The organism is Streptomyces sp. NPDC012466 (genome assembly GCF_042955215.1).
GTDB lineage: Bacteria > Actinomycetota > Actinomycetes > Streptomycetales > Streptomycetaceae > Streptomyces.
The window spans coordinates 218,320-243,101 of record NZ_JBIBEQ010000012.1; the positions used below are offsets into that span (position 1 = coordinate 218,320).

General features: G+C 71.2%; 23 protein-coding genes, 2 tRNA genes and 1 pseudogene. 10 read left to right on the forward strand and 16 right to left on the reverse strand.

The features are described from left to right. Positions 1-24: 24 nt before the first annotated feature. Complete coding sequence (locus tag ACFY9E_RS35360; RefSeq protein WP_390991492.1) at positions 25-672, reverse strand: alpha/beta family hydrolase; 648 nt, start codon at positions 670-672, stop codon at positions 25-27. 10 nt (positions 673-682) lie between these two features. After that, the gene (locus ACFY9E_RS35365) at positions 683-1,498 is read right to left on the reverse strand and encodes an SOS response-associated peptidase family protein (RefSeq protein WP_390991356.1); all 816 of its coding nucleotides are present in this window, start codon (positions 1,496-1,498) and stop codon (positions 683-685) included. A gap of 50 nt (positions 1,499-1,548) precedes the next feature. On the opposite strand from ACFY9E_RS35365, the gene ACFY9E_RS35370 reads away from it, so the two are divergent. The 4 genes from ACFY9E_RS35370 (at position 1,549) to ACFY9E_RS35385 (ending at position 5,205) form a co-directional block, all read left to right on the forward strand. Further along, positions 1,549-2,271, forward strand: coding sequence for a M50 family metallopeptidase (locus tag ACFY9E_RS35370; protein WP_390991359.1), 723 nt, complete (start codon positions 1,549-1,551; stop codon positions 2,269-2,271). 110 nt (positions 2,272-2,381) lie between these two features. Then, positions 2,382-3,698: a 3-phosphoshikimate 1-carboxyvinyltransferase gene (gene aroA / locus ACFY9E_RS35375; RefSeq protein WP_390991362.1), complete on the forward strand. Its 1,317-nt coding sequence runs from the start codon at positions 2,382-2,384 to the stop codon at positions 3,696-3,698. Positions 3,699-3,715: 17 nt separating this feature from the next. Then, positions 3,716-4,726, forward strand: coding sequence for a ribosome small subunit-dependent GTPase A (gene rsgA, locus ACFY9E_RS35380; protein WP_390991365.1), 1,011 nt, complete (start codon positions 3,716-3,718; stop codon positions 4,724-4,726). Between the two features lie 155 nt (positions 4,727-4,881). After that, positions 4,882-5,205 carry an SMR family transporter gene (locus tag ACFY9E_RS35385; protein WP_390991368.1) on the forward strand — a complete coding sequence of 108 codons (324 nt, stop codon included), beginning with the start codon at positions 4,882-4,884 and terminating at the stop codon, positions 5,203-5,205. A 7-nt stretch (positions 5,206-5,212) separates the two neighbouring features. On the opposite strand, the gene ACFY9E_RS35390 is transcribed toward ACFY9E_RS35385, so the two are convergent. Both ACFY9E_RS35390 and ACFY9E_RS35395 read right to left on the reverse strand, forming a co-directional pair. Next, entirely contained in the window at positions 5,213-5,824 is a 612-nt protein-coding gene (locus tag ACFY9E_RS35390; protein ID WP_390991371.1) for a TetR family transcriptional regulator, read from the reverse strand. A gap of 235 nt (positions 5,825-6,059) precedes the next feature. After that, a pseudogene (locus ACFY9E_RS35395) lies at positions 6,060-6,247 on the reverse strand (ABC transporter permease); the annotation flags it as partial. Between the two features lie 322 nt (positions 6,248-6,569). Between ACFY9E_RS35395 and hisN the strand changes: the two are divergent. The 3 genes from hisN to ACFY9E_RS35410 all read left to right on the forward strand — a co-directional run bounded on the left by hisN (position 6,570) and on the right by ACFY9E_RS35410 (position 8,590). After that, positions 6,570-7,370 (forward strand): histidinol-phosphatase, encoded by an 801-nt coding sequence (gene hisN, locus ACFY9E_RS35400; RefSeq protein WP_390991374.1) that lies wholly within the window; start codon positions 6,570-6,572, stop codon positions 7,368-7,370. A gap of 129 nt (positions 7,371-7,499) precedes the next feature. Continuing rightward, positions 7,500-7,892, forward strand: coding sequence for a CBS domain-containing protein (locus ACFY9E_RS35405; protein ID WP_390991377.1), 393 nt, complete (start codon positions 7,500-7,502; stop codon positions 7,890-7,892). Positions 7,893-8,173: 281 nt separating this feature from the next. Continuing rightward, a complete protein-coding gene (locus ACFY9E_RS35410) occupies positions 8,174-8,590 on the forward strand; it encodes a transcriptional repressor (protein ID WP_390991380.1) in 417 nt (138 codons plus the stop codon). Between the two features lie 150 nt (positions 8,591-8,740). On the opposite strand, the gene ACFY9E_RS35415 is transcribed toward ACFY9E_RS35410, so the two are convergent. The 4 genes from ACFY9E_RS35415 to ACFY9E_RS35430 form a co-directional block, all read right to left on the reverse strand. Continuing rightward, positions 8,741-8,814: transfer RNA gene (locus tag ACFY9E_RS35415), tRNA-Met, on the reverse strand. Between the two features lie 356 nt (positions 8,815-9,170). After that, positions 9,171-10,994 carry a tetratricopeptide repeat protein gene (locus tag ACFY9E_RS35420; protein WP_390991383.1) on the reverse strand — a complete coding sequence of 608 codons (1,824 nt, stop codon included), beginning with the start codon at positions 10,992-10,994 and terminating at the stop codon, positions 9,171-9,173. A gap of 236 nt (positions 10,995-11,230) precedes the next feature. Continuing rightward, positions 11,231-11,304, reverse strand: a tRNA-Met gene (locus tag ACFY9E_RS35425). Between the two features lie 57 nt (positions 11,305-11,361). Continuing rightward, on the reverse strand, positions 11,362-14,295 hold the full coding sequence (locus ACFY9E_RS35430) for a UPF0182 family protein (RefSeq protein WP_390991495.1): 2,934 nt from the start codon (positions 14,293-14,295) through the stop codon (positions 11,362-11,364). A 163-nt stretch (positions 14,296-14,458) separates the two neighbouring features. Between ACFY9E_RS35430 and ACFY9E_RS35435 the strand changes: the two genes are divergently transcribed. Beyond that, positions 14,459-15,001 (forward strand): PPA1309 family protein, encoded by a 543-nt coding sequence (locus ACFY9E_RS35435; protein ID WP_390991386.1) that lies wholly within the window; start codon positions 14,459-14,461, stop codon positions 14,999-15,001. Positions 15,002-15,059: 58 nt separating this feature from the next. Here the strand turns inward: ACFY9E_RS35435 and ACFY9E_RS35440 are convergent, their stop codons facing one another. The 4 genes from ACFY9E_RS35440 to ACFY9E_RS35455 all read right to left on the reverse strand — a co-directional run bounded on the left by ACFY9E_RS35440 (position 15,060) and on the right by ACFY9E_RS35455 (position 18,209). Beyond that, positions 15,060-16,151 carry a PDZ domain-containing protein gene (locus ACFY9E_RS35440; RefSeq protein ID WP_390991389.1) on the reverse strand — a complete coding sequence of 364 codons (1,092 nt, stop codon included), beginning with the start codon at positions 16,149-16,151 and terminating at the stop codon, positions 15,060-15,062. Positions 16,152-16,251: 100 nt separating this feature from the next. Beyond that, positions 16,252-16,416 carry a hypothetical protein gene (locus tag ACFY9E_RS35445; RefSeq protein WP_390991392.1) on the reverse strand — a complete coding sequence of 55 codons (165 nt, stop codon included), beginning with the start codon at positions 16,414-16,416 and terminating at the stop codon, positions 16,252-16,254. A 115-nt stretch (positions 16,417-16,531) separates the two neighbouring features. After that, a complete protein-coding gene (locus tag ACFY9E_RS35450; RefSeq protein WP_390991395.1) occupies positions 16,532-16,993 on the reverse strand; it encodes a molybdenum cofactor biosynthesis protein MoaE in 462 nt (153 codons plus the stop codon). Between the two features lie 94 nt (positions 16,994-17,087). After that, positions 17,088-18,209 (reverse strand): NAD-dependent epimerase/dehydratase family protein, encoded by a 1,122-nt coding sequence (locus tag ACFY9E_RS35455; protein WP_390991398.1) that lies wholly within the window; start codon positions 18,207-18,209, stop codon positions 17,088-17,090. 192 nt (positions 18,210-18,401) lie between these two features. Here ACFY9E_RS35455 and ACFY9E_RS35460 point away from each other — a divergent pair, with 192 nt between their 5' ends. Together ACFY9E_RS35460 and ACFY9E_RS35465 are read left to right on the forward strand one after the other, a co-directional pair. Continuing rightward, positions 18,402-19,862 carry a zinc-dependent metalloprotease gene (locus ACFY9E_RS35460; RefSeq protein WP_390991401.1) on the forward strand — a complete coding sequence of 487 codons (1,461 nt, stop codon included), beginning with the start codon at positions 18,402-18,404 and terminating at the stop codon, positions 19,860-19,862. Further along, complete coding sequence (locus ACFY9E_RS35465; RefSeq protein ID WP_390991404.1) at positions 19,859-20,386, forward strand: NUDIX domain-containing protein; 528 nt, start codon at positions 19,859-19,861, stop codon at positions 20,384-20,386. Before ACFY9E_RS35460 ends, ACFY9E_RS35465 begins: the two co-directional genes overlap by 4 nt. A 161-nt stretch (positions 20,387-20,547) precedes the next feature. Here ACFY9E_RS35465 and ACFY9E_RS35470 read toward each other — a convergent pair whose 3' ends face one another. The 4 genes from ACFY9E_RS35470 to ACFY9E_RS35485 form a co-directional block, all read right to left on the reverse strand. Then, a complete protein-coding gene (locus tag ACFY9E_RS35470) occupies positions 20,548-21,303 on the reverse strand; it encodes an AIM24 family protein (RefSeq protein WP_390991407.1) in 756 nt (251 codons plus the stop codon). A 16-nt stretch (positions 21,304-21,319) separates the two neighbouring features. Next, positions 21,320-22,000 (reverse strand): AIM24 family protein, encoded by a 681-nt coding sequence (locus tag ACFY9E_RS35475; protein ID WP_234845832.1) that lies wholly within the window; start codon positions 21,998-22,000, stop codon positions 21,320-21,322. Positions 22,001-22,011: 11 nt separating this feature from the next. Beyond that, a complete protein-coding gene (locus ACFY9E_RS35480) occupies positions 22,012-23,730 on the reverse strand; it encodes a TerD family protein (RefSeq protein ID WP_390991410.1) in 1,719 nt (572 codons plus the stop codon). Between the two features lie 142 nt (positions 23,731-23,872). Further along, positions 23,873-24,481 (reverse strand): SprT-like domain-containing protein, encoded by a 609-nt coding sequence (locus ACFY9E_RS35485; RefSeq protein ID WP_390991413.1) that lies wholly within the window; start codon positions 24,479-24,481, stop codon positions 23,873-23,875. Positions 24,482-24,782 lie beyond the last annotated feature (301 nt).

Here is a 24,782-nt window from a genome sequence, read left to right on the forward strand (position 1 = left end):
GGCCGCCCCGGCATTCCCGAAGCTTTACCCGAGTGACCCGGTCCACTGCACGACCGCGTCCGTGATGAGGGCCACGGCCGCGTCCTGCGAGATCTCCGCACGCTTCGGCACGGCGAAGCCGTGATCTCCGTACGGGATCTCCACGAGTTCGTAGGCCCCCTCGGGAAACTCCTCCGGCTTCCCGAACGGGTCGTTGCCGCCCTGCACGACCAGGGTGGGCACCCCGGAGCCCAGCAACTCGTCGGCGCGGGACTTCTCCGGCTTGCCCGGCGGATGGAGCGGGAAGCTGAGCGCGAGCACGGCGTGGGCCCCCAGCTCGGTGGCGGTACGGCAGGCGACCCGGGCCCCGGCGCTGCGCCCGCCGGCGACGACCGGCAGCCCGGGAGCGGCCAGCGCGGGCCAGATGCCGCGCCAGCCGGTGTCCAGGGTCCTGGGGGCGGGTGCCAGCTTCTTCCCGGCCACCCGCCAGGGCTGCTCCACCCGGGCCACGGTCACACCGTGCGCGGGCAGGACCTCGGCCAGGGCTTTCAGGTCACGGGCCTCGATGCCGCCGCCCGCGCCGTGGCCGACCGCGAGGACCAGCCGGGCCTTCCTGGCCGGGTGCCAGGTGATGCGGGCGGTTCCGGCCTCGGTCTCGACGGTCCCGGTCGTCTCACCGGCCGCCTTCGTCACGTTCGTCACGTCAGAAGAGTGTGCCCTCTTCCGGGCCTTCCAGCTCCTTCAGCAGCTCCGGCCCGTTGTTGCGGACGTTGCTGACGGCCGTGGCGACCGGGTAGGCGCGCATCAGCCCGGCGGGCGGCGGGGCGAGCAGGTCGCGCAGCTCGCCGGCGTCCGTGCGGGACGGGTCCAGCCAGGCGTCCCAGCGGTCGGGCGTCAGCATCAGCGGCATCCGCGGGTGGATGTCGGCCAGCGCCCGCGGCCCGTCGGCCGGGGACACCGCGAGCGGGCTCCGCTCGGCCTCCGTGGTGATGACCGAGCACGTCACCCACCAGGCCCGCGGGTGGTCGTCCGGCAGCGTCTCGTCCCGCCAGAACTCGTACAGCCCGGCCATGGCGAAGACCGACCCGTCCGCCGGCGTCACGAAGTACGGCTGCTTGCGGGGGCGCTTCTTCTTGCCCTCGACCTCCAGCTCGCGCTCCTGGCTGCCGGTGACCCACTCGTAGTAGCCGTCGGCGGGCAGGATGCAGCGCCGGGAGGTGAAGGCCCGACGGTAGGACGGCTTCTCGTGGACGGTCTCCGCGCGGGCGTTGATCATCCGGGCGCCGCCCTCGGGGGTCTTCGACCAGGACGGGACGAGTCCCCACTTCAGCGTGCGCAGCTGCCGAACCGGCCGCGGGTCGTCCGCGTCTTTCAGGGGGCGGTCGAGGACGGCGTAGACCTCTTTGGTGGGCGCCACGTTGTAGTCCGGCTCGAGGGTCTCCTCGGGCTCCCACTTCTCGACCTCAAAGATTCCTGCGAGATCCTCTGGCCTACGACTCGCTGAATACCGTCCGCACATACGTGCCACACTGCCAGATTCCATCCGACCACAGGGAGCCGACGCCCCACATGGACAGCACCGCAATCGCCTCGCTCCCCTCCCTCTGGGACGAGGTGTCCGGCACGCAGCCCGACCCCGATCTGTGGGTGGTGATCGCGACCCTGGGCGCCGCGCTCGCCGTGGTGATCCCGCACGGCCTGTGGCGCATCTCCCGCAACGCCATCACCATCGCCCACGAGGGCGGCCACGGGCTCGTGGCCCTGCTCACCGGGCGCACCCTCACCGGCATACGGCTGCACTCGGACACCAGTGGCCTGACGGTCAGCCGCGGCAAGCCGCACGGCATCGGCATGATCCTCACCGCCGCCGCCGGCTACACCGCCCCGCCCCTGCTGGGCCTCGGCGGTGCCGCCCTGCTCGGCTCCGGCCGCATCACGCTCCTGCTGTGGCTGGCCACGGCGCTGCTGCTCGCCATGCTGGTGATGATCCGCAACGCCTACGGCGCCCTGACCATGCTCGTCACCGGCGGCCTGTTCGTGATGGTGTCCTGGCTGGCCGGCCCGCAGGTGCAGGCGGCGTTCGCGTACGCGGTGGTGTGGTTCCTGCTGCTCGGCGGGGTCCGCCCGGCCTTCGAACTCCAGGCGAAGCGCGCCCGGGGCGGGGCCGGAGACTCGGACGCGGACCAGTTGTCGCGGTTGACGCACGTACCGGCGGCGCTGTGGTTCTTCCTGTTCCACGCGGTGTCGCTGTGCTCGCTGCTCGGTGGCGGGCGCTGGCTCCTCGGTCTGTGACAGCCGGCCCGAGGGATGCGGGGCCGCCCTCGTGCGCGGCTGCGCGCTCGCGGCGCCACCGGCCCCGACGGCGCCGCACTCGGACCACGGCCTGCTTATAAAGTAAAGGCATGGCCCCGAACACCGCAGACACCGCCCTCTGGCCCGCCCCGCACGCGAGCGGAGCCGTCGACGCGACGGTCCACGTGCCCGGGTCCAAGTCCGTCACCAACCGCGCCTTGGTCCTCGCCTCGCTGGCCTCCGAGCCCGGCTGGCTGCGCCGGCCCCTGCGCTCCCGCGACACCCTGCTGATGGCGGGGGCGCTGCGCGCGATGGGCATCGAGATCGAGGAAGGCGTGGGCCCCGACGGCACCGGCGAGGCCTGGCGGGTGCTCCCCACGGGCCTGCGCGGCCCGGCCCGGGTCGACGTCGGCAACGCCGGCACGGTGATGCGATTCCTGCCGCCGGTCGCCGCGCTGGCCGACGGCTCCGTCCGGTTCGACGGCGACCCCCGTTCCTACGAGCGTCCGCTGAACGGCGTCATCGACGCGCTGCGTCAGCTCGGCGCCCGCATCGACGACGACGGCCGCGGCGCGCTGCCGATGACCGTGCACGGCAGCGGCGCCCTGGACGGCGGCACGGTCGCCATCGACGCCTCCTCCTCCTCGCAGTTCGTGAGCGCCCTGCTGCTGTCCGGCCCGCGCTTCAACCAGGGTGTCGAGGTCCGCCACACCGGCGCCACGCTGCCGTCCATGCCGCACATCCGCATGACCGTCGACATGCTGCGTGCGGTCGGCGCCCAGGTGGACACGCCCGAGTCGGGCGGCGAACCGAACGTCTGGCGGGTCTCGCCGGGTGCCCTGCTCGGCCGGGACCTGGTCATCGAGCCGGACCTGTCGAACGCCCAGCCGTTCCTGGCGGCGGCGCTGGTGACCGGAGGCAAGGTCGTGGTCCCGGACTGGCCCTCCCGCACCACGCAGCCCGGTGACCGGCTGCGCGAGATCTTCACCGAGATGGGCGGCTCCTGCGAACTGACGGAGTACGGTCTGGCGTTCACCGGCTCCGGCTCGGTGCACGGCATCGACGTCGACCTGAGCGAGGTCGGCGAGCTGACGCCGGGCATCGCCGCGGTCGCGGCCCTCGCGGACTCGCCGTCGACCCTGCGCGGCGTGGCCCATCTGCGGCTGCACGAGACGGACCGGCTGGCCGCGCTGACGAAGGAGATCAACGAACTCGGCGGCGACGTGACGGAGACCGCCGACGGTCTGCACATCCGCCCGCGCCGGCTGCACGGCGGGATCTTCCACACCTACGACGATCACCGCATGGCCACGGCCGGCGCGATCATCGGCCTCGCGGTCGAGGGCGTGCAGATCGAGAACGTGGCGACGACGGCCAAGACCTTGCCGGACTTCCCCGACCTGTGGACCGGGATGCTCGGGGCGTAGGACGCAGGGATCACGTCATGCGCCGCTATGGCAAGCACACCGACGAGGACGACATCCGCACCCGTCCCGGCCGCCGCAACACCCGGCCCCGGACGAACCTTCGCCCCAAGCACGACGACGCCGCCGAGGGCCTCGTCCTCACCGTCGACCGGGGCCGCCTGACCTGCCTCGTCGAGGACCGCGTGGTCATGGCGATGAAGGCCCGCGAGCTGGGCCGCAAGGCGGCCGTGGTCGGCGACCGGGTGGCCCTCGTGGGTGACATGTCGGGCAAGAAGGACACGCTCGCGCGGATCGTGCGCATCGAGGAGCGGAGCTCGGTCCTGCGCCGCACGGCGGACGACGACGACCCGTACGAGCGCGTGATCGTCGCCAACGCCGACCAGCTGGCGATCGTCACCGCCCTGGCCGACCCGGAGCCCCGCCCCCGGCTGATCGACCGCTGCCTGGTCGCGGCCTACGCCGGCGGCCTGGACCCGCTGCTGGTCCTGACCAAGTCGGACCTCGCCCCGCCCGACAAGCTCCTGGAGCTGTACGGCCACCTCGACATCCCCCACGTCGTCACCAGCCGCGAGGAACTGCAGAACGGCAGCGCCGTCGCCCGGGTGCGCGAGCAGCTCGACGGCAAGATCACCGCGTTCATCGGCCACTCCGGTGTCGGCAAGACGACCCTGGTCAACGCACTCGTCCCGGAGGAACGACGACGTACGACGGGACACGTGAACGCGGTGACGGGCCGGGGCCGGCACACCACCACCTCGGCGCTGGCGCTACCGCTGTCGGGCGGTGACGGCTGGGTGATCGACACCCCGGGCCTGCGGTCCTTCGGACTGCACCACGTGGATCCGTCCCAGGTGATCCACGCCTTCCCCGATCTGGAGCCGGGCACCGAGGGCTGCCCGCGCGCGTGCAGCCACGACGAGCAGGACTGCGCGTTGGACGCGTGGGTGGCCGCGGGGCACGCGGATCCGGCGCGCCTGTACTCGCTGCGGCGGCTGCTGGCCACGCGGGAGCGGACGGAAGGCGACTGACCTCCGCGTTGTTTGTCCTGGCGCGCGGACGGTAAGTGCATAATCGCACCCAAGCCGGATGCGGGGCCGGCCGGAGCCGGACGGGCGTCATATCGCTGTGCACGCGGTGAAACTGACGAAGCGGTCACTGAACGTGGGATACGGGAGGACGACTCATGGCGTGGCTGCTGGTCATCGTGGCCGGATTGCTCGAGACCGGCTTCGCGGTGTGTCTGAAGCTCTCGCACGGCTTCACCCGGCTCTGGCCGACGGTCGCGTTCTGCGTCTTCGCGCTCGGCAGCTTCGGGCTGCTGACGCTCGCGCTGAGGAAACTCGACGTGGGCCCCGCGTACGCGGTGTGGACCGGCATCGGGGCGGCGGGGACGGCGATCTACGGCATGGTCTTCCTGGGTGACCTGGTCTCGACGCTGAAGCTCGTGTCGATCAGTCTCGTCATCGTCGGCGTGATCGGGCTCCAGTTGTCGGGGTCGGCGCACTGACTGCCTGTCAGCCCGGCTGCTGCCGCTGAAGGGCGCCGCGGACCAGTTCGGCCACGCCGCCCTCGCCCGGTGGTGCTGCCACGCAGGACAGGGCGAGCCGGACGGCGAGTTCACAGGTGCGGGCCAGGTCGGCGGCGTCGGACTGGGGCGTGCCGGGGCCGGCCAGGACGGTGACCGCCCGGTCGCGCACGAGGGCGACGAAGTCGCCTGGTGAGGGCAGCGGCCCGTCGGCGCGGCGCTGGGCCGGTACGGCGGAGGTGGTCGGCACGGACACCAGGGCGGGGGCGGGCAGCCGCTCGCTCCAGCAGCCGGTGAGCATGGCGCGGACGAGGAGGTTGTCCCGGGCCGCGGAGGTGGTCCACTCGGCGGTGGCGGTGAGCCGGTCGCGGGGATCGCTGTACCCGGCGAGAGCGCGGTCCACCCCGGCGAGATATCCGTCGGCCTCTCGGCGCACGAGCGCCCGGGCGAGGCCGTCCTTGCTGCCGAACTCGTTGTAGAGCGTCTGCCGGGACACCCCGGCCGCCGCGGCCACGTCGACCATCCGTACGGCGGACCACGGCCGGCGCGCCAGCGCCGTGTACGCGGCGTCCAGTAGAGATTCCCGCGCTGCAGGCATCATCGCCTCCCCTTGGGGCGAGCGGCTCTGCGCCCAGATTTGACGCGCGTGGCACCACTGTCAAGGGTTCGCGAGTGTGCGCGGGGGCGTGTTTCGGCCTTGTCGCGCGGCCTGTTGCTCCATGTGCCGCGCCTCGCCCGCGCCCGCGCACGGGCGGCGTGCTCCGACAGGATGCCGGTGTACACCGCCCTGGGCGGGACGTAGGCGGGGGTGGCCCACGTGGTCCCGGCGGCCACCCGGGGTCGTCGTCGAACTTCGAGGTCGACCAGAAGTAGCCGAACACGAGCCCCAGGCACCGGGCGAGGGCGAGCCATCCGTGGTGTCCGATGCCGGTGCCGAGCAGCAGGGCGCGCAGGGTCTCGATGGCCGGGGTGAACGCTGGTACTCGGCGATCGGCTGGAACCGGCCCGGCATCGACGGCGGTGGTCTTCCCGGCGCCGTTCGGGCCGACCAGGGAGGAGATCGCTCCGTCCGGGACGGCCGGGTCGACGTCGTCCAGGACGGTCTTGTCGCCATAGGGCTTCCGCGGCCCGTTCGCCCCGGCGAGATCGGCCGGGCCCGTGCCCGGCGCCGCCGACGGCAGGCCAGGTCCGTCATGACCAGGCACGAGACGGTGTCAGGCGGCACTGCCGAGCGGAGCCCGGATCACTGACCCTCGCGTCCCTGCGCCGGGGCCCCACCCGACCACTCCCTCACCCTCACGAACCCCCTGTAGCCCCACCCCCACCTCGGCAGATAGGTTCGTTGCATGCCCGACTACCTCGACGATCTGCGTCTCGCCCACGTCCTCGCCGACGCCGCCGACGCCGCGACGACGGACCGGTTCAAGGCCCTCGACCTCAAGGTCGAGACCAAACCGGACATGACCCCGGTGAGCGAGGCGGACAAGGCCGCGGAGGAACTCATCCGCGGCCAGCTCCAGCGCGCCCGCCCCAGGGACGCGATCCTCGGCGAGGAGTACGGAGTGGAGGGCACCGGCCCCCGCCGCTGGGTGATCGACCCGATCGACGGCACCAAGAACTACGTGCGGGGCGTTCCCGTGTGGGCCACGCTCATCTCACTCATGGAGGCCGGCGAGGGCGGCTTCCAGCCCGTGGTCGGCGTCGTCTCCGCCCCCGCCCTGGGCCGCCGCTGGTGGGCCGCCAAGGGCCACGGCGCGTTCTCCGGCCGCAGCCTCACCAAGGCCTCCCGGCTGCAGGTCTCCCGTGTCTCCAGGCTTTCCGACGCCTCCTTCGCGTACTCCTCGCTCAGCGGCTGGGAGGAGCAGGGCCGCCTGGACGGCTTCCTGGACCTCACTCGCGAGGTGTGGCGCACGCGCGCGTACGGCGACTTCTGGCCGTACATGATGGTCGCGGAAGGCGCCGTCGACATGTGCGCCGAGCCGGAGTTGTCCCTGTGGGACATGGCCGCCACCGCGATCGTCGTCACCGAGGCCGGCGGCACCTTCACCGGACTCGACGCCCGACCGGGCCCGCACAGCGGCAACGCTGCCGCGTCGAACGGCCTGTTGCACGACGAGTTGCTCGGATATCTCAACCAGCGCTACTGAGCCCCCCGTTGTTACCGAGCGCCCCCTTGTTGACCCTCCCTTTGCCTGCCACGCTGAGAGTCCCCCCACTTGTGAATTTGTGAAACCCTGAACGAACGGCGGGGAGACTCCCAGGAGGTGGCTCCATCCATGCTCGTCCGTGACGCCATGAGCACTGTCGTCCTCACCATCGGCCCGACCCACACGCTGCGCCAGGCGGCAGCGCTGATGTCCGCGCGCAAGGTCGGGGCGGCCGTGGTCCACGACCCCGACGCCGGCGGCATCGGCATCCTCACCGAACGCGACATCCTCAACTCCGTCGGTCTGGGCCAGGACCCGGACACCGAACGCGCCCACGCCCACACCACCACCGACGTCGTCTTCGCCGCTCCGGCCTGGACCCTGGAGGAGGCGGCGGGCGCCATGGCACACGGCGGCTTCCGGCACCTCATCGTGCTGGACGGCGGTGAACCGACCGGCATCGTCTCGGTCCGCGACATCATCCGCTGCTGGGCACCGGCACGCCAGGGCGTTCCGGCATGACCGCGCGGACGGGCCGGACCCCCCGAAGGGGGCCCGGCCCGTCCGCCACAGCAGGCGGTCCAGCGCTGGAGTTCAGCCCGCGCAGGGCCTGGACCAGCAGGAGCTGGTCCTGGACGAGGACACGGCCGCCGACGCCCGCGCTCTCGCTGTTCTGTTCCTGACCAGTCCTGCCCCTTGTCAAAACCGTTCCCGATCCTGAAATAGACACTGTCTAAAGGAAGTGGGGCTCTAAACTCACACCTGTTCGGGACCTGGTCCCCTTAGCTGTTAGGCTGGTGGCCATGAGTGACCTTCTGGAACGCCTGCGCGGACGCGGATGGCGGATGACCGCGCAGCGGCGCGTCGTGGCCGAGGTCCTCGACGGCGAACACGTCCATCTGACGGCCGACGAGGTCCACGCCCGGGCCGTCGCCAAGCTCCCCGAGATCTCCCGGGCGACCGTCTACAACACGCTCGGTGAGCTAGTGACCCTCGGCGAGGTGCTGGAGGTCTCCACCGACCAGCGCGCCAAGCGGTACGACCCGAACGCCCACCAGCCGCACCACCACCTGGTCTGCGCCCAGTGCGGCGCGATTCGGGACGTCCACCCGATCGGCAACCCGCTGGCGGACCTCCCCGACACCGAGCGCTTCGGCTTCACGGTCTCGGACGTCGAGGTGACGTACCGCGGCCTCTGCCCGAACTGCGCGGCCGCCTAGCACTCCGCCCGACGAGCCCCGGCACCGATGGGTGCCGGGGTTTTGCGCTGCCCGCCGGTTCGGCACTCTTCAGGTCGGCGGCAACAGGGGCGTGACCATGGAAAACACCTGGGGCCGGAACCCTTTCGGGTTCCGGCCCCAGGCCTTCAGTAGCGGGGACAGGATTTGAACCTGCGACCTCTGGGTTATGAGCCCAGCGAGCTACCGAGCTGCTCCACCCCGCGTCGATGAATGCAATGTTACGTCAATGACGAGGACGGATGCAAATCGCTTCATGGGGAGCGCTTCGCCGCACCGCGAGGACGGCGGCCGGCCCGGCCGCGGCTCCGCGGCGAACCGGGCCGCGCAACCCGCCACCGGTCCCAGTACGGATGCTGCCGGGCACCGTGCAGCGGCGCCCGCACCGGCACGGGGCACCACGCAGCCCGAGCCCCGTACCGACGTCGGGCACCACGCAGCCCGAGCCCCGTAGCAGACGTCGGGCACCACGCAGCGACCCCCGTGGCCGACGTCGGGCACCACGCAGCCCAGCCCTCGCACCGGCACTGGCACCACGCGGCCCGGCCCGGCGGACCAGGCCTCAAGCCGACAGCTCCTGCCTCAACGCGTCCCTCAACCGCTCCGCCCTCTCGGTGACCGACGCCGGGCCCAGTGACACGGCCCGGTCCGCCCAGCGCTGTCCTTCGGCCAGCTCACCCCGACGCGCGTAGACCAGGGCAAGCCGCAACGCGGCCCGCCCGTGCCCCGCGTCGGCTGCCCGTGTCCACCAGACCGCCGCCTCCGGCTCGCTCCCCTCCCGGGCCAGCAGCAGCCCGAGGTTGAACGCCCCGTTGCGGGACCCGGCCTCGGCCGCCTCCCGGTACCACCGAGCCGCCTCGACGACGTCGCCCCGGGCCGCCGCGAGCATGCCGACCCGGACCTGCGCCCGCCGATGCCCCTGGGAGGCCGCCCGCTCGTACCACTCCTCACACTCGCTCCGCCGGTGCACGGGCTCCCCGAGCTCGTGCGCGGGCTCCGGTGGCCGGCGCGCGTCGAGCACCGTCGCCAGCCGGTACGCGGCCTCGGCGCTCCCGCCCCCGGCCGCACACCGCAGGTGACGCTCGGCCTCCTGCTCGTCGCCGTCCCGCAGCCTCGCCATACCGACCTGGAGCGCCGCCTCGGTGTGCCCGGCCGCGGCGGCACGCTCGTACCAGCGCAGCGCGGCCTGCTCCTCGCCCCGCCCGGCATGCAGGATGCCGAGGTTGAAGGCGGCGTCCACGCTCCCGGCCTCCGCGGCCTTGGAGAACCACGGCTCCGCGCCCGTCTCGTCGCCGGCCTGCAGCAGCAGGATCGCCAGCGCGTTCGCGGCCTCCCGGTGCCCGGCGTAGGCCGCGCGCCGGTACCACTGCTCGGCCTGCGGAGTGCGCCCCTGCTCGGCGCAGAGCAGGCCGAGGTTGTACGCGCCGTTGACGTCGCCCGCGTCCATCGCGGCCCGGTACCAGCGCTCGGCGGTCTGGGTCTCGCCCCGCTCGGCGTGCAGTGCGCCCAGCGCGTTCGCCGCGTTGCCGTCGCCGTCCTGGGCGGCCCGCAGCCACCAGACGGCGGCGTTCTCGGTGTCGCCCGCGTCCCGCAGCAGGAAGCCCAGCGCACAGGCGGCCCGCGCCTCGCCGTCCTTGGCGGACGTCAGGTACCAGCGCCCGGCCTCCTTGAGCTCGCCGCGCCTCTCCAGGATCGTCCCGAGGTGCAGCGCGGCCCGCCGGTGGCCGCGCGCGGCGGCCTGCCGGTACCACTGCTCGGCCTCGTCGGCCCCCTGGACACCGTTGTCGCCGTCGGCCTCCCGTGTCGCCTTCCGGTCCAGGGCCCGCGCCAGCCGGTAGGCCGCCTCCCGGTGCCCACGCTCGGCCGCGACCCGCATCCACTGCTCGGCCGCGGTGTCCCCGCGGTGCTCCAGCAGATCGGCGAGCGCGTACGCGCCCAGGGTGTGGCCCTGCTCGGCGGACTGGCGCAGCCAGTACTCGGCGGCGGGCTCGTCGCCCCGCTCGCGGTGGTGCCGCCCGAGGGCGTGCGCGGCCGCCGTGGATCCGGCGACGGCGGCGATCCGCCACCATCCGGCGGCCTCGTCGGCGTACCCCCGCTGATGCAGGAGGACTCCCAGATTGTTGGCGGCCGCCCGGTCGCCCGCGGCTGTGGCGGCACGCAGATGAGGCTCGGCACCGTCGAGATCACCACGGCGCAGCAACATGGCCCCGAGGACACTCATCGCCTCGACGTCGCCGGCCTCCGCAGCGAGCCGCTGACGCAGCTCCTCGGCCGCCTCGTCGGCGATCTCCCCGGTCTCGTCCGGGGTCTCGGTGTCCTCCCGGCTGGAAGGCTGCACAAAACGCCCTGTCTCGAACAGAGTTGCCTTGTCCCCCATAACGTCCATCGTCGCACCACCTGCAACCTGGGTACACCTGGTATACCGCAGCCAGTGAGGTCACTTCAGCGTTTTGTCGACATGCCCACAGAGAGACAAGTCAAACACAGATTGGCCAACTCCCCCCGGCGGCACGGCCACAGCCTGCGCCAGCACATACGTTCACACACATCACGAAGGCCCGGATTCCTGTGTGGAATCCGGGCCTTCGGTGTCACTCTGCCGCTCGGACATCGCGACTTCAGTAGCGGGGACAGGATTTGAACCTGCGACCTCTGGGTTATGAGCCCAGCGAGCTACCGAGCTGCTCCACCCCGCGCCGTTGTGTTCACAACCGTATCACGGCGCGGGGTGGGCATCTGACCAGGCCAGGGCCCTAACTGCTCGGCTTGGGGCTCGGGCTGCTGCTCGGCTTGTCGCCGGGCTTGCTCTCGCCGCCTCCGGCGCCGCCCGTCCGGCTCGCCTCGGCCTGCGCGTCCTCGGCCCGCCGCAAGGCGTCCTCGAGGTCCTTCTGCGCCCGGCCGTAGGCCTCCCAGTCGTTCTTCTTCAGGGCCTCCTGGCCCGCGTCGAACGCCTTCTGGGCGTCCTCCAGGGCCTGTTGGACCGACGGGTTCTTGGACGTCGGCGGTGGCGTATCACCCTTGTCCGGCGGCTCGGTGGCCGGGCCGTCCGCTCCGAAGATCTTGTTGAGGGCCTCGTCGAGGGTGTTCTCGAAGGCGGTCTGGCCTCCGTAGGTGACCAGGACCTTGCGCAGCAGCGGGTACTTCAGTCCCCCACCGCGTACGTAGACCGGCTCCACGTACAGCAGCCCTCCGTCGAGCGGCACCGTCAGCAGATTGCCGTACTCGACCTCGGAGTCGCCGCCTCTCAGGAGCCTGATGGACTCGGCGATGTCCTCTTGGGAGTTGAACTGGCTCTGGACCTGCTTGGGTCCGTTGACCGTGGTGTTGGTCGGCAGTTTCAGGATTCTGATCTTGCCGTAGTCACTGGTGCCCGCCTCGGCGTCGACCGCCATGAACGCGCTGAGGTTGTCCCGGCCGTTGGGCGTGAAGGTCGTCGTCAGCGAGAACGCCTGCGCCTTCTGGTCGGGCATCTTCATGCTCAGGTAGTACGGCGGCACCGCGCTGCCCGACCGGTTCGTCGGGTCGTCCGGCACCTGCCACACCTCGCTGCCGCTGAGGAACGTCGTCGCGTCCTTCACGTGGTAGCGGGTGAGCAGCTCCCGCTGGACCTTGAACAGGTCCTGGGGGTAGCGCAGATGGTCCATCAGCGACTTGGAGATCTCGCTCTTGGGTTCCACCGTGTCCGGGAAGGCCTTCATCCAGGTCTTCAGGACGGGGTCCTTGGTGTCCCACTGGAAGAGCTTGACCTCACCGGTGTACGCGTCGACGGTCGCCTTCACCGAGTTGCGGATGTAGTTGACCTGGTTCTGCTGGGCCACCACCGCGCGGTTGTCGTTGGTGGCGGTCAGCGAGTCGGCCGTGGTGTCACCGAGCGTCGTGCGCGACGAGTACGGGTAGCCGTTCGTCGTCGTGTACGCGTCGACGATCCACTGGATCCGGCCGTCCACGACCGCCGGGTATGCGTCGCCGTCGATGGTCAGCCAGGGGGCGACCGCCTCGACGCGCTCCTTGGGCGTGCGGTTGTACAGGATCCGCGAACCGTCGCCGATGGCGCCGGAGTACAGGATCTGCGGCTCGCCGAACGCCACCGCGTACGCCGCCCGGTTCACCGGGTTGGAGAGGTTGACCCCGCTGTCGCCCTTGTAGCTGGTGGTCTTCTCGCCGTTGTCGTCGGAGTAGTCGATCTCCTTCTGGGGACCGCCGACGATCGAGTACGTGTCGGTCTTCTCGCCGTAGTAGATCCGCTGCTCGTACGTGCCGAGGTCGCCCTCGGAGGGCAGGTCGGACTCCGTGAAGTTCGGCCGGCCCTGGGCGTCGGCGCTGGTGCCCTCGGCGGCGACCACTCCGAACCCGTGGGTGTACCGGAAGTGGTTGTTGATCCAGTTCTTCTTCGGGATGCCCGCGAGGTTCAGCTCACGCAGGCCGATGACCGTGTCCTGGTCCTTGCCGTCCTTGGTGTAGCGGTCGACGTCCAGGTTGTTCGGGAACGCGTAGTAGTTCCTGATCTGCTGGAGCTGCTGGAACGTCGGCGAGACGATGTTCGGGTCCATGATCCGGATGCTGGCCGTGGACGGGACGTCGTCGCGCAGCGTGGCCTTGTCCTCGGTCGTGCTCGTGCCCGAGTAGTCCGTGACCTTGGTTCCGTCGATGCCGTACGCCTGGCGCGTGGCCTCGAGGTTCTTCTCGACGTACGGCGCTTCCTTGGCCTGCTCGTTCGGCTGGACCTGGAACTTCTGCACGATCGCCGGGTAGAGGCCGCCGATCAGGATCGCGGAGAGCACCATCAGGCCGAAGCCGATCACGGGCAGCTGCCAGGTGCGGCGCCACAGGGTGGCGAAGAACAGCAGCGCGCAGATGACGGCGATGCAGAACAGGATCGTCTTGGCCGGCAGGTAGGCGTTGGCGTCGACGTACCTCAGGCCCGTCCAGTTGTCGGTCGCCCTGAAGTCGCTGGACTTCACCGCGAGTCCGTACCGGTCGAGCCAGTACGCGACCGCTTTCAGCGCCACGAAGACGCCGATGAGCACCGACAGGTGCCCGGTGGCCGCGGCCGTGGCCCGGGCGCCGGGGCTGGTGACGCGCAGACCGCCGTACAGGTAGTGCGTCAGCGCGGCGGCGATCACGGACAGGATCGCGGCGGCGAAGCCGAAGCCGAGCAGGAACCGGTACCACGGCAGGTCGAAGGCGTAGAAGGAGACGTCCAGCTTGAACTGGGGGTCCTTCTGGCCGAAGGGCACGCCGTTGACCCACATCAGCCAGGTGCGCCACTGGCCGGACGCGGAGGCGCCGGCGATGAGGCCCACCAGGGCGGTGATCCCGAACAGCAGCCACTTCTTGTAGGGCGCGATGCCCATCCGGTAGCGGTCGAGGTTCTGCTGCTCCATCGACATGGCGCTCAGCGGCGGGCGCAGCCGGTGCGCCAGCCAGATGTTGAAGCCGACGGCGAGGGCCATCAGCAGGCCGAAGACGAAGAAGAGCCCGATCTTGGTCCACAGGGTGGTGGTGAAGACCGAGGAGTAGTTCACCGACCGGTACCAGAGCCAGTCCGTCCAAAAGCCCGCGAACATGGTGAACGCCATGCCGAGAACGGCCAGGACGCCCAGCGTCATGAGCAGGGTCCGGACACGCCGGGACGGGCGGCCCACTCTCATCCGCGGCCCTGTCGGGCCTCCGCCGCGGTCCGGCATCTGGAAAGCCAAGGTGCGCACCTCGAAGTTCGCTGTTGATTCGTCAGGCCCGCGTCTTCACGGGCCGTGCGTGGCCCCCGTGATCGTGGGCCCCCACCTATGCAACTTACTCACCGTTTACTCGGTTCCCGATTCCGGCCGGGAACGAGGCAGGATTGTGACCATGTCCAACACTCCCATGGCTGCGAACCCGCTCACCCGGGCCGTTCTCGAGATCGACGAGTACGTCTCCGGCCTCGGCTGGGACCAGTCAGCCCGCCTTTTCGCCCTCGTCGACACCGCACGGCTGCGGGCCGAACAGCCCTCGCTCGCGGACCGGCTCGGTCTGGGGGAGGAGTCGGAGAACTCCGGCCTCACCCCGATCGAGCAGGACGAAGTTCCAACGGGGAAGCCGCTCGACGAGTTCCTCGCCACCATCGCCTGGCCCGACGCGGTGGCCGGCTGCGCCCTCGCCGTGGAGCGCCTGATGCTGCCGCCGTCCGCGGAGGCGCAGGTTCCGCAGGGTCTGAGCGAGGCCGCGCTCACGAAGTGGGTGGCGGACCACCCGGACCGCCAGGAGGTCCGCATGACGGTCGGGGTCCTGCGCGACGGCACACGTGAGTCGGCCCTGCGGCTGCGCGAGAAGGACTCCCCCACCGAGGTCCTGACCGGTTCCGACCTGGTCCCGGGGCTGGCGGAGGCGCTGGCGGCGACGTTCGAGGAATAGCCCGAGGGACCCGGGAGGGTCCGGGAGGGTCCGGCCGGCCGGACCCTCGGCTCCCGGGCTACTTACCGCACTTCGGCAGATCCGCGGTGTCGCCGCTGCGGATGTCCTTGAGCGCGCCGAGGGCGTCCTGGATGGTGCCCACCTTGACGAGGGTGAGGCCGTCCGGGGTGTCCTTGGCGGCTGCCGCGCAGTTGTCGGCGGGCGTCAGGAAGTACTGCGCGCCCTTGGCCCGCGCGCCCACGGTCTTCATCTCGATGCCGCCGATCGGCCCGACCTTGCCGGCGTCGTCGATCGTGCCGGTGCCGGCCACGAACCTGCCGCCCGTCAGGCTGCCCGGGGTGAGCTTGTCGTAGATGCCCAGTGCGAACATCAGCCCGGCGCTCGGCCCGCCGACATCGGCCAGCTTGATGTCGATGGTGAACGGGAACGTGTGGTCGGTCCCCGCCGAGATCCCCACGATGGCGCGCTTCTCGCCGTCGTCGTCCGACGTCGTGGTCGTCATGGCGATGACCTGCGTCCTGGTGGGCGTCCGCTTCTCCTTCTCCGCGGCGGCCTGCTCCTTGGCCGGCACGATCGTGAAGCGGACCTCCTGGCCCGGCTTGTGCTTGGTGACGAGCTTCGCGACGTCGGCCGGCGCCTTCACCGTCGTACCGTCGACGGCCTTGATCACGTCCCCTGCGTGCAGCTTGCCCTCGGCCGGGGACCCCTTGACGACCGTGGAGACGATCACCCAGGACTTCACCGGAACGTCCAGCTCCTTCAGGGCGGCGACCTTGGCGCTCTCCTGGGACTGGCTGAACTCCTCGGCGTTCTCCTGGGTGGACTGCTCCTCGGTCTTGCCGTCCGGGTAGAGCGTCTCGTGCGGCACGACCTTGTTGTCGTGCGCGAGCCAGCCGTAGACGGCTTCCACCAGGTTCATCCGGTAGTCGGCGCTCGTGACCCGGACCGTGGTCATGTTCAGGTGGCCACTGGTCGCGTACGTCTTCTTCCCCGCGATCTGCAGCACCGGCTCACCGTCGTGATCGCCCAGCGTGTTCACCGTCGGCCCCGGGGACATCTCCGCGTAGGGCACGGGGATGAACACTCCCGCGCACAGGAGCGCGATCAGCATCAGGGTGGAGGCGAGCATCGTCGCGGTGCGGCGTGGCATGACTCGACATTACGGGACGGCCCTGTCAGCGCACCGTCAGGGCCGCCCGTCCGGGCGGCCCTGTGCTCTCAACCGTCTGTGACCTGCTGTTCTTCGGCCGTCAGGCGCCCGGCCGGGGCTTCTCCATGGCCTCCCGGAAGCGGGCGTAGCCGGTGAGCTCCGGACCGTCGTTGCGTACGTTGCGGGTCCGGTTGGCCCAACTGCCCCAGAGCCCCGCGCCGATGGCAGCCACAAGCGGAATCAGCAACCAGGCGAGCGCCGCCATGCCGACCTCCAACCCCTTTGAGCGTCCGCAACTGACTGATCAGCAGATTAACCATCCGCAGTGACAACGCTCACGCCAGGGGTGCGGTTACGCAACCGGAAGGCGGCTTGGCGGATCAGCAGGCGCCGACCCATTCCTCGGTGCCGTCGGAGAACTTCTGGTGCTTCCAGATGGGCACCTCGTGCTTGAGGTCGTCGATCAGCTTCCGGCAGGCCTCGAAGGCCTCTCCGCGATGCGGGCAGGAGACGGCGACGACCACGGCGAGGTCCCCGACCCGGAGGTCCCCCACGCGGTGCACGGCCGCCAGGGCCCGCACCGGGAACTCGGCGGCGACCTTCTCGGCGATCCGCCGCATCTCCGCCTCGGCACTGGGGTGGCAGGAATACCCCAGCTCCTCGACGTCGGCGCCACCGTCGTGGTTCCGCACGGTGCCCACGAAGAGCGCGGTGCCCCCGGCCGCGTCGTCCCCGACCGCCCGGAACACCTCGTCCAGCGAGAGGGCCGTGTCCCGGATCCCGATCAGCTTGATCGGGTCCTGCGCGGCCTGCTCACCGGGGTGATCGTTCGTGGTTGCCATGCCTCCATCGTGCCGCACGCGACCGACAGCGCGGAATAGACCCATCGACCGGCACGCGCGCGTACGCGTTTGGAGTCTCCTACAGGGGCCCCTCTCAGATCCGCCGCCGGGCCTTCCGCGCCCTGCGTACCACCGCCGCCGCGCCCAGCAGCGCCACCGTCGCACCCGCGGCGCCCGCGGCCGTGGCATCCTTTCGGCCCAGCCGCCGCCCGGCGACCGTGTGCCGCCCGGAGACCTCCTCCAGGAGTTCCGCCAGCACCTCCTCGTTGGTGTAACGCGGCCGCCACCCGGCGTCGTGCAGCCGGCTGCCGCTCACCACCCAGGGGTACATCGTGTACGCCAGATCTCCGGCCGGGGACGGGGTCAGACCGATCCGGTGCAGTCGCGCCGCCGCGCCGAGCGCGACCGCCGACGGCAGCTCCATCCGCCGGATGCCGCTGAGCTCCTCGACCTCCTCCTGCTCCAGCCAGCCGTCGCACCCGACGGTCAGTTCCCCGTCGACCTTCTCCAGGACGGCGTACTCCAGCGCGCTGCACAGGTCCTCGACGTGGCAGAACTGCCACGCGGGCCGCGAACCGGCGACGACGAGCAGCCGGGGAGACTCGAAGTACCTGGTCAGCGCGGTGTCGGTGCCGCCCACCAGCACGGCCGGCCGTACCACGGTGACATTGAGCCCGGGATGCGCCCGGGGCGCGCGCCGCGCCAGCCGTTCGATCTCCAGCAGGTCGCCGACGCCCGTCGCCTCCGCCGTGGCCCGCAGCTCGGCGTCCTCGGACAGCGGCAGCTCGTTGTCCGGGAGCGCCCCGTAGACCATCGCCGAGGTGCACAGCACGACCCGGTGCACTCCGGCGGCCGCGGCAGCCGTCAGGACGGTCTGCGTTCCCCGTACGTTGTAGGCCGTTCGAGCGGCTGCGTCGGTTTCCAGATCGAGATCCAGTGCCAGGTGCACCACCACGTCGGCGCCACGCAGTTTGTCCGCGATGGCCGGATCCCGTACGTCCAGGATGTGCCACTGCGCCGCCGCGCACTCGCCGCGCCGCTCGTCGATGGCCACGACCTGCTTGACCTCGTCGGATGCCGCGAGCTGCTCCGTGAGCAGGGCTCCTACGCCGTACGCGGCGCCGGTGACCGCGACGACGGGTCCACGCGCCGCGGAGCTCGCGGAACTGGTTGACTGGTTTCGCGCTGCGCGAACCTGCGGATCTGGGGAACTCACCGGGCGTCTCCAGCGGTTGTCTTCAGTACGAGCGCGTCCGACGCGTGCGTACCAGGTGGCATCCATCCTGCCGCAGGCCGTCAGCCGGCGAAGCACCGAGGCCCGATCCGCCCCAGGTGTCTACGCTGGGTGGTGTTGTCGGGCAGCCGTGCCGCCGGAAAGAACCGGCGGCCCTACCAGCCGAGGAATCCCGTGAGTGACACCCCATTCGGATTCGGCCTTCCGCCGGAGGAGCCGGACGACGGCGACGAGGGCAAGAAGAAGGACCAGCAGAGCGGTGGTGGTCAGGGACCGGCCAACCCGTTCGGTTTCGGCGGCCTGCCCGGAGCCGGAGGCTTCGGCGGAGGCCCTGGCGGCCCCGGCGGCCCCGGTGCGGACAATCCGTTCGCAGCCATGTTCGGGTCGCTGAACCCCACCGACCTGGGCGCCGCGTTCCAGCAGCTCGGCCAGATGCTCTCCTACGAGGGCGGACCCGTGAACTGGGACATGGCCAAGCAGATCGCCCGCCAGACGGTCTCCCAGGGCAGCCCTGACGGCACCAAGGACGCCAGCGTCGGCCCCGCCGACCGCAAGGCCGTCGAGGAAGCCGTCCGCCTGGCCGACCTGTGGCTCGACGATGCCACCTCCCTGCCGTCCGGCGCCGCCTCTGCGGTGGCCTGGAGCCGCGCGGAGTGGGTCGAGGCGACCCTGCCCGCCTGGAAGGAGCTCGTCGACCCGGTCGCCGAGCGCGTGGGCACCGCCATGGGCGACGTCCTGCCGGAGGAGATGCAGGCCATGGCCGGCCCGCTGATCGGCATGATGCGCTCGATGGGCGGCGCCATGTTCGGTACGCAGATCGGGCAGGCCGTCGGCGTGCTCGCCGGCGAGGTCGTCGGCTCGTCCGACATCGGCCTCCCGCTCGCCCCGGCCGGGAAGGCCGCCCTGCTGCCGGTGAACATCGAGACGTTCGGCAAGGACCTGAGCGTGCCCCAGGAGGAGGTGCGGCTGTATCTCGCCCTGCGCGAGGCCGCCCACCAGCGCCTCTTCGCGCACGTGCCGTGGCTGCGCTCGCATCTGTTCGGCGCGGTCGACGGCTACGCACGCGGGATCAAGGTCGACACGGCCAAGCTGGAGGACGTGGTCGGGCAGTTCGACCCGCAGAACCCGGAGCAGTTGCAGGAGGCCCTCCAGCAGGGCATGTTCCAGCCGGAGGACACGCCCGAGCAGAAGGCGGCCCTGGCCCGTCTGGAGACGGCTCTGGCGCTCGTGGAGGGCTGGGTGGACGCGGTGGTCCACGCCGCCGCGAAGCCGCGCCTGGCGTCCGCCGACGCCCTGCGCGAGACGCTGCGCCGCCGCCGCGCCTCGGGCGGTCCGGCCGAGCAGACGTTCGCCACGCTGATCGGCCTGGAGCTGCGCCCGCGCCGTCTGCGGGACGCCTCCCGTCTGTGGGCCTCGCTCACGGACGCGCGCGGTGTCGACGGCCGGGACGCCCTGTGGCACCACCCGGACATGCTGCCGACGGCGACCGATCTGGACGACCCGGACGGCTTCGTGCACCGCGAGCAGATCGACTTCTCCGAGCTGGACAAGATGCTCGGTGAGGCCGCGGCCAAGCCCGACCTCAAGAAGAAGGACGAGGGCGAGGACGAGAACAAGGGCGACGACGCCGGGTGAGCCTGTACGACGACGCGGTCCTCGTGCTGAAGGGGTACGAGGACCAGACGGAGCTGCGCCAGGCCTATCTGGACCACCTGACCGAGCACCCTGACGGTGTGTGGAAGGCCTGCCACGCGGGTCACCTCACGGCAAGCGCCCTGGTGATCGACCCCGAGGGCGGCCGGGTGCTGCTCACCCTGCACAGGAAGCTCCGGATGTGGCTGCAGACGGGCGGCCACTGCGAGCCGGGCGATGCGTCCCTGGCGGACGCGGCCCTGCGCGAGGCGACGGAGGAGTCCGGTGTTCCGGGGCTCTCCCTGCTGCCCGGCGGCCCGGTGCGCCTGGACCGGCATCCGATCCCGCCGCCGTGCCACTGCCACTTCGACGTCCAGTACGCCGTCCTGGCACCGCCGGGCGCCGTGCACGCGATCAGCGACGAGTCGCTCGACGTGCGCTGGTTCGGCTACGACGAGGTTCCGAAGGTGGCGGACGCCTCGGTCGTCCGGCTGCTGGAGGCGACGCGGGCGAGGCTCGCGCGCTGAGCAGATGTGAGGGGCGGCCGCAGAAGCGGCCGCCCCTCACATGTGATCCTGACCTTGGGGTGCGCCCCGTCACGGGCGCGGGGAACTGCGCGACGAGCCACGGACGGCCCGCAGCCCGAAGCGGGACGAACCGCCCCCCATCGGCCGGATGCGCGGAGCGATCAGCTCCAGGCGTTGCCCTGGTTCTGCCCGCGCGCTCCCTGCTGGCCCATGCCGTACTGCGCGGCGAGGCCCGAACCGATCTGGGCGTTCTGCGGCGGCAGCAGTTCACTCGGCTGGACGAGTGCGAAGCCGGTGCCCATGAAGCTCAGCTCCCAGCCCTCACCGGTGCTGCCGCGCCGCCGCCACACCCCGGAGGAGTGCGTCTGGGCCTGCATCTGCACCCGCAGGCCCGTGGACCAGGCGACGATCGCGTCGGCGTCGCAGTTGACGTACTTGTCGGGCGTGACCTGCAACAGCAGCGGCATCCCGGAGGTCATCAGGGCGACCTTGCCCCGGCCGGAGATGTTGAGCTGGTACTTCCCGGAGCCGGAGATGCCGTACAGGCTGTCCACGGCGATGACCTCGTGGTGCAGCGAGGAGTCCATCGCCAGCACATAGCTGCTGTCGACGGTGAGGCCGTCCTGGTCCACGTCCATGACGTGGACGTGCTGCTTGAGGTTGGCGAGGTAGACCGTGCCCTGCCCGTGGCAGCGCATCAGGTCGAGGCCCTCCCCGGTCTGCGCACGCGCGCGTGATTGCTGGTTGCTCTGGTACTCGGCGTCGAACTCGACGAGGCCCTGGTAGGCGACCATGGTGCCCTTGCGGGCCAGGATGTCGTCGTGACCCTCCAGGGCGACGCGCAGCATCTGCTTGTTCTGCAGGCTCCAGCGTTCCTGGGTCTGCTGCTCGTTGTAGGCGAAAATCGGGCTCTGCATGGCGTGTGGCTCCCCCTCAGCCCCGGAACCGGAGGCGGTCGGTGCTGTCCTCGCTGGGCTGGACGACGACGATGCCCTGACCGGAGAAGGCCATCTGGTAGGCCTCGCCGCTGCCGCGGCCGATCAGCGACTGGGCCCGGAAACTCCGCTTGCCCTTCACCTTGAGGTTCGGTGACCAGGCGACGAGCGCGTCGGGGTCGACGTAGGTCTCGTCCTCGCCGCCTCCGCAGTCGACGACGATGGGCTTGCCCCGGGAGGTCAGCGCGACCCAGCCCTGCCCGGAGATCTTGGTGTTCCACAGGCCCTGGCCGGCGAACTTCGCCAGGCCCTTGACCCGCTCCACGCCCCACGTCAGGTGGGCGTCGAAGGCGAGCAGGTTGGTGGCGTTGACGGAGATGCCGTCGCCGTTGAGGTTGATGACGACGACGTTCGCCCCGTAGTCGGCGAGGTAGAGCAGGCCGTCGCCGGAGCACTTCATCAGGGGCGCGCCCTCACCGGTGAGCCAGTCCTTGGCGATCTGGCGCACGGCCGGCGGGTTGGGCTCGTACTGCACGAACCCTTCGTAGGCGACCATCGACCCCACGCGCGCGAGGAGGTCGTTCCCGGTCTGCATGGCGACCTTCAGCATGTGATTGCCGTGGTTCTCCATGCGGGCGGTGACGGGTGCGGGGGCGTGGCCCGCGAGCTGCTGTGTCATGACGGGCTCCCTCAGACCTCGTACGGCTGGACGACGATGAAGTTCCCGGGCGCTCCCCGGAACTGGAGGTTGACGCTCTCCCCCGTGTCACCGGGGTAGGCGTTGCGGCGCATCCGCACCTGGCTGGAGACGACGACCTGGGCGGCGGCCGACCAGGCGACCACGGCGTTGCAGTCGGCGAAGGTGGTGGGCGTGACCGGCAGCACCACGGGTGTGCCGTGCGTCTTCACGACGATGGTGCCCGTGCCCTGGAACTGCATGGTGAACAGCGCGCCGCCGGGGATGCCGTGGCCCTCGATGCGGCGGACCTCGTAGGTGAGGCTCTCGTCGAACGCGAGGACGTTCTCAGCCGAGACGCAGACGGCGTCACCCTGGAGCTCCAGGGGGTGCAGCATGGTCGAGTTCTCGGCGAGGAACACCTGCCCCTGGCCCGTGCAGCGCATCAGCTGCATCTCCTGGCCGGTCGCGTTGCCCACGATCCGGCCGGCGAACCCGGCGCCCTTGTAGCTGAAGTCGACCTTGCCCTGGTAGAGCACCATGCTGCCCTGGCGGGCCAGCACGGGCTGTCCGCCGATGCCGAGGTCCACGCGGACGAGCTTCTTGTTCTGCTGCGTCCAGCGCTGCCCCGTGGGGGTCTCCTTGAACTGCTGGAGCGCGGCGGACACACCGGCGCCCTGGGGGGCGCCTTGAGGGACGCCCTGCGGAGCTCCGTAGGGCGCCTGCCCGAAGGGCGGCTGCTGACCGTAGCCGGGGGGCGGGGTGTGCTGGCCGTAACCGGGAGGCGGGGCGGGGGCCTGGGGTGCCTGCGGCACGTGGGGGGCCTGGGGCTGACCGTAGCCGGGGGGCGGCGGGGCCGTCTGGCCGGGGACCTGGCCGTACGGCGGCGGCTGCTGACCCGGCTGACCGTACGGCGCCGGCCCCGGGGCCGGGGCTGGGGGCGGCACCGGGGAGCCGCCGGGCGGGGTGTGCAAGGGCGCGACGATGGTCGGGGCGGCGTGCACCGGGGGTGCGGGCGCCGGAGCCGGCGGCGGAGTGGGCCCGGGCGGGGGTGCGAAGCCCTGGGCGGGCTGGGGGGCGGGAGCCGGAGGCGCTGCCGGTGCGGGGGCGGATTCCGGGGTTCCGGGGACGCCGAACGCGGGCGGGGCGAAGCCGGGGGCGGCGCCGGCCTGCGGCTGCTGCGGCGCGGGCGCGGGCGTCTCCTCCTCGGCGACCTCACCGCCGAAGTTCTTCAGCAGCGCGTCCAGGCCTCCGTCGAAGCCCTGCCCGACGGCGGCGAACCGCCAGACGTCCTTGAGGTAGAAGTCGCCCAGCATCACGGCCCGTTCGGTGGAGAATTCCGAGCCGTTGAAGGAGTAGCGCGCCACCTCCTCGCCGCCCGCGACGATGCGGATGTAGCCGGAGGCGATCTGCGACATCTGCCCGGCACCGTCGATCGTCGCCGTGAAGGACAGCTTCTGGATCTGCGGCGGGATCCGGTCGAGCGTCACCCGGAAGGACTCCGTGTCGCCCGCCTGGGCGCCCAGGAGCTGAATGGACTCCTCTGGGGACTTCGGCTGGTTGAAGAAGATGAAGTACCGGTCGTCCGAAAGCCGTTCGTCGGCATCGAGGCCGAAGCAGCTGATGTCGAAGCTCAGCCCGGGGCCGGCGATCTGTACACCTACGTACAGATCCGTGCCCGCGGTGAGGTCACTGATCCTGGCCTTGTGGCCGCGTTGGAATTCCCTGGCCATGCGTAACGACCGTCCCCCATCCAGAGCGTGAGTGCGTCGCGCCAGGCTAACGGCAAACTCGGACACCGGACGAGGTCGGTACAGAGCCGGTACACAACGCCCACGCGGCCGTATCGGCTGTTCATTCGCGGAAAGCGGTCGGTCACCCCGCGGGGCTCTCACCCCGCGCGCCGGGCACGTGGGGCAACCTCTCGGCCGCGACGACTCCTTCGAGGTAGCCGCGGGCCCGCTCCGTGCGCGGATAGGCCTCCAGCAGTGCCCAGAAGCGGGGTCCGTGTCCAGGTACGAGCAAATGGGCGAGTTCGTGGACGAGGACGTAGTCGACGACGTACTCGGGCATGCCCTGCAGGCGGTGCGACAGGCGGATGCTGCCCTCGGCGGGGGTGCAGGAGCCCCAGCGCGTGTTCTGGTTGGTCACCCAGCGGACCGAAGCCGGCCGGGCCCGTCCGTCGAAGTACTGGTCCGACAGGCGCCGGGCCCGCTCGGCCAGCTCTGCGTCGCCCAGGGCCCGCTTGCTCTCCTGGGCGGCGAGCTTGTCGAGCATGACGTGCACCCAGCGCTGCTCCTCCGCCTCGGACATCCTGGCGGGGATGAGCACTACGGTGCGATCGCCCTCGCGGTACGCGGAGACCGTTCTGCGTCGGCGGGCGCTCCTGCGGACCTCGATCGCGCTCGCCCCCGAGCCGCTCGGCGGCTGGCTCGTCGTGCTGCGCGGTGGCTTTCCGGCGCGGTGCAGTGGGTCGGCGGGCACGCCCCGACGTTACCCGCTGCACTCGGGGAAGTCCCGGCTCCGGGACGGTTCGGTCCCGTCGGCCACCACCGGCCGCCGGATTTGTACGACGAATGTCCGGGCCTGTGGACAACTTTCGGCAGCCGGCGGCGGGTTTGGGCATGCTGGATCTCGTCGGCGAAGCGATGGCGGGGCCGGCCCCGGACCAGGGGCCGCCTTGCGCTGATGGCCGCCCGCTCACGGGCTGGGCCTGCGACCGGCCTTGGCGCGACCAGCCCGGGCTGCGACCCGCTCCATCGCATACGGGGACGATCTATGACAT

Excerpts from the sequence above, each read along its gene's own strand:
- ACFY9E_RS35385 (WP_390991368.1), top strand. The coding sequence starts at position 4,882 with ATGGCGTGGCTGCTGGTCATCGTGGCCGGATTGCTCGAGACCGGCTTC.
- ACFY9E_RS35435 (WP_390991386.1), top strand. The coding sequence starts at position 14,459 with ATGTCCAACACTCCCATGGCTGCGAACCCGCTCACCCGGGCCGTTCTC.
- aroA (WP_390991362.1), top strand. The coding sequence starts at position 2,382 with ATGGCCCCGAACACCGCAGACACCGCCCTCTGGCCCGCCCCGCACGCG.
- ACFY9E_RS35430 (WP_390991495.1), bottom strand. The coding sequence starts at position 14,295 with ATGCCGGACCGCGGCGGAGGCCCGACAGGGCCGCGGATGAGAGTGGGC.
- ACFY9E_RS35390 (WP_390991371.1), bottom strand. The coding sequence starts at position 5,824 with ATGATGCCTGCAGCGCGGGAATCTCTACTGGACGCCGCGTACACGGCG.
- ACFY9E_RS35480 (WP_390991410.1), bottom strand. The coding sequence starts at position 23,730 with ATGGCCAGGGAATTCCAACGCGGCCACAAGGCCAGGATCAGTGACCTC.
- ACFY9E_RS35370 (WP_390991359.1), top strand. The coding sequence starts at position 1,549 with ATGGACAGCACCGCAATCGCCTCGCTCCCCTCCCTCTGGGACGAGGTG.
- ACFY9E_RS35420 (WP_390991383.1), bottom strand. The coding sequence starts at position 10,994 with ATGGACGTTATGGGGGACAAGGCAACTCTGTTCGAGACAGGGCGTTTT.
- ACFY9E_RS35405 (WP_390991377.1), top strand. The coding sequence starts at position 7,500 with ATGCTCGTCCGTGACGCCATGAGCACTGTCGTCCTCACCATCGGCCCG.
- ACFY9E_RS35445 (WP_390991392.1), bottom strand. The coding sequence starts at position 16,416 with ATGGCGGCGCTCGCCTGGTTGCTGATTCCGCTTGTGGCTGCCATCGGC.
- ACFY9E_RS35450 (WP_390991395.1), bottom strand. The coding sequence starts at position 16,993 with ATGGCAACCACGAACGATCACCCCGGTGAGCAGGCCGCGCAGGACCCG.
- ACFY9E_RS35475 (WP_234845832.1), bottom strand. The coding sequence starts at position 22,000 with ATGACACAGCAGCTCGCGGGCCACGCCCCCGCACCCGTCACCGCCCGC.
- ACFY9E_RS35365 (WP_390991356.1), bottom strand. The coding sequence starts at position 1,498 with ATGTGCGGACGGTATTCAGCGAGTCGTAGGCCAGAGGATCTCGCAGGA.
- ACFY9E_RS35440 (WP_390991389.1), bottom strand. The coding sequence starts at position 16,151 with ATGCCACGCCGCACCGCGACGATGCTCGCCTCCACCCTGATGCTGATC.
- hisN (WP_390991374.1), top strand. The coding sequence starts at position 6,570 with ATGCCCGACTACCTCGACGATCTGCGTCTCGCCCACGTCCTCGCCGAC.
- ACFY9E_RS35410 (WP_390991380.1), top strand. The coding sequence starts at position 8,174 with ATGAGTGACCTTCTGGAACGCCTGCGCGGACGCGGATGGCGGATGACC.
- ACFY9E_RS35470 (WP_390991407.1), bottom strand. The coding sequence starts at position 21,303 with ATGCAGAGCCCGATTTTCGCCTACAACGAGCAGCAGACCCAGGAACGC.
- rsgA (WP_390991365.1), top strand. The coding sequence starts at position 3,716 with ATGCGCCGCTATGGCAAGCACACCGACGAGGACGACATCCGCACCCGT.